The following is a 2,626-nucleotide window of genomic DNA, read 5'->3' as shown; positions in this document are numbered from 1 at the left end:
GGACTCCACCGATCGCTGGGAATGTCGCCAATGGCGGTTTCCCGGTTGTTCAATAAGCGCCAGAACTCTTCTGGAGAATTCGCACCACCTGGAAACCTGCATCCGATACCAAGGATTTCTATCATTGTAATTCCCCTGCGGGCTGGATGACTGTAGCGACAACGACGGAGCATAGTTGGCAATCTGGCCAATACAAGAGCGGGCAGTCAAAAAATAATGTAAAACCTAGCGTCATACTTGTGTCGAAACGCTCTGGTCCGCTGCGCGTTTAAGTCGCTTCTGTTCTGATGTATTCAACAATGAACCCGGCTATACCTCAAGCTAGGCAACTGCCAGCAAGACCGGCTACGGAGTGAGGAATTGGTCAGCGCGTATCAACAAATGCCTCGTCGCGGACACGGTTATGCTGCGCACGCCTACAGCTCATATCTTGCATTTGATTTTTAAGAGGTATGGCTATAAAATCGCTGGTGGCATGCTTTGTTCAAGAAGAAATGCCAGTCTAGCTAAAACCGCGGAGGTGTAGCAATGGCCGCTGAAAAAATTCAAATATCGCTTAAGGATTTTGACAAGGACGGAAGTCCTGACGCTCGAATCGAGTTTCTTCGCGATAACGTGAGTTACCTACTCACGTTTGTTTCTTCTTCTAAAAAAATGGAGTTTATGACAAGGTGGGTGTGAAGACTGACATTAATGAGGATGGTGTTCGCGATGCGCAAGATCAAGAGTTACTCTTCAATCTTGCCCAGGCAGCTGCGCCGTTGCTAATGGAGAAACTGAGTTAAGCGCTCCTCTTAACTTGAATATTCCTGAAAGATAGTATCAGTGTGGTGGGCGCGCTGAATCAAACCAGTGGGTCCGCCACATCGCTAAGCCCCATTCCCGTCATGCAATAAGTAAATGTATGATCAGTCCACCTTTTGCTACTCAGTCACGATGAACGGTAAATCACGCTTGCGCTGCTGAGAGCGAGCCAGGGATAAAAATATTGGTTGCGGTAATCATATGGAATTGCTGGGTATTGGATGTTCCGCGACTGCAGGCATCTCTTTGCTAGGTGGGTAAAAGCGCTCATTGCTCAAATAGAAAAAGGAAAGGGAAGACGGCGCTAAAAGACACCGCTTATCTATTTGTGCTTTCGTTGTGTATGGGGAGCAATTTTTTACAGCGATTCCGGACGTTAGTAGCTCCAGTGTCCTGGGTAGTCTATTATGACGGGCGTTCGAGCTATCTCGCTATCAATTGACCCAATCGAAGCCATTACGGCCTCAGGCACGACTCGTTCGTAGCAAAGAGAAGCGAATGCAACGAACCAGTAGGTTGTGATACAGGAAAGGCCAGCAGTTGTGAGGCTGCCGGCTTGATTAGCTCTAGCCGTGAGTTGAGTTCGGCTAATGTTGGGTGCTAGCCTTCCTTGATGTCAGGATAGTTGTCGCCTCTGCGGATCTTACTCTCAGAGTATACCGGGGACGAAAAGAGACAGAAGGTGCACGCTAATGCCACAGAACTCTCCAGGCTGTCATGCTTTTCGGTAAAATTTATTTCTCGTGAATGTATGGTTCTGGTCAAACACTCCAATAATTCTTTTCGCAGGAATATGCTCTCCGTAATTAATCTCTCTTGGTTTATGCTTTACAGGACTATTGGGCTGCTTTATCATCTGGTCATTGGCATAAAGGTGAAAGCCTTCCTGCTCTCTTGCATCAACGACGTAAGTGTAGCCGTTTTTATGGCCGCCATAATAATAAGCTCCAGAACCTGAATCATCATAATACGCAGACGTTGACACTCCTCTTCCGTCTCTGTCTGATGAATCATGCCCGCCACCAAACCCGCCTTTAACCCCAGTAATATCAGCAAGCTCCTTGTAGTTGTATTTTAATCTAAACCCTTTATTGAATATTACATCCGGGTTTCTCATGTCCCCCCTGAATACCAGGCCTCTGTATACATAGCCCTTGAGGTGACGGTCAACTAAATCAATATTATACGTTTTGTTTACAGCTTCCTGGAATTTATCTGGCGTGATGCGATTATCGTCTTTTTTCAGCAGCTTCTCCAGATCGTCCTTATTACTGAATATGGAGCGAACCGATTGTTTAATGCTTGGGCGGCGGGCACCAGCCGCGTCGTGCGCCGCTGATGTAGAATCTGTAATATTCATGACGCTGAACTCTTTGATAAGCCGCTCGGCTGTAGTGATTGCAATGGCATCGTTCGCTTCATAATCTGCCATCAGGCTGGCGGCTAATTCTTGCGGATCTTGAATTTCCTCTGGAGGCCAGTTTTTCCACGGCGACAGCTTGTCCCGTAAAATACCCTGATACATATCTTTTTCGATATAGCAGAATATGCTTTTTAGGTGCGCCTCGGTGGGAGTCATTCCTTTTTTATCAATAATATTTATCGGATTATCTCGACAAAACCGGTATAAATTCACCCCATCCACCAACCCGCCCGGATCGGCACTCAGCCACCTTCCCAGCGCCGGCTGGTAATACCGCCACCCGTAGTAATACAGCCCCGTGGCGTCCAACTCCTTGCCCGAGTAGCGTCGCGTACGCTGGGCCAGGCGACTGACCTCGGTCGCCGCCTCATCACAGCCCGTGGTGCCGCCATAAGGGGC

The 2,626-nt window shown here is 48.0% G+C and carries 2 protein-coding genes; both read right to left on the bottom strand.

Translation table 11 applies throughout. From position 1 onward, the window contains the following. A partial coding sequence (locus tag DK870_RS30120) for a beta-ketoacyl synthase N-terminal-like domain-containing protein (RefSeq protein ID WP_161550379.1) occupies positions 1 to 125 on the bottom strand: 125 nt, incomplete at its 3' end. Positions 126 to 1,519: 1,394 nt separating this feature from the next. Continuing rightward, positions 1,520 to 2,626: RHS repeat-associated core domain-containing protein (locus DK870_RS29025; RefSeq protein ID WP_161550415.1), on the bottom strand; the 1,107-nt coding region annotated here is incomplete at its 5' end.

The sequence above is a fragment of the Pseudomonas sp. Q1 genome (assembly GCF_009935975.1).
GTDB lineage: Bacteria > Pseudomonadota > Gammaproteobacteria > Pseudomonadales > Pseudomonadaceae > Aquipseudomonas > Aquipseudomonas palleroniana.
Note: the sequence above shows the minus strand (reverse complement) of the source record. Positions and strands in the feature narration are given on the sequence as shown.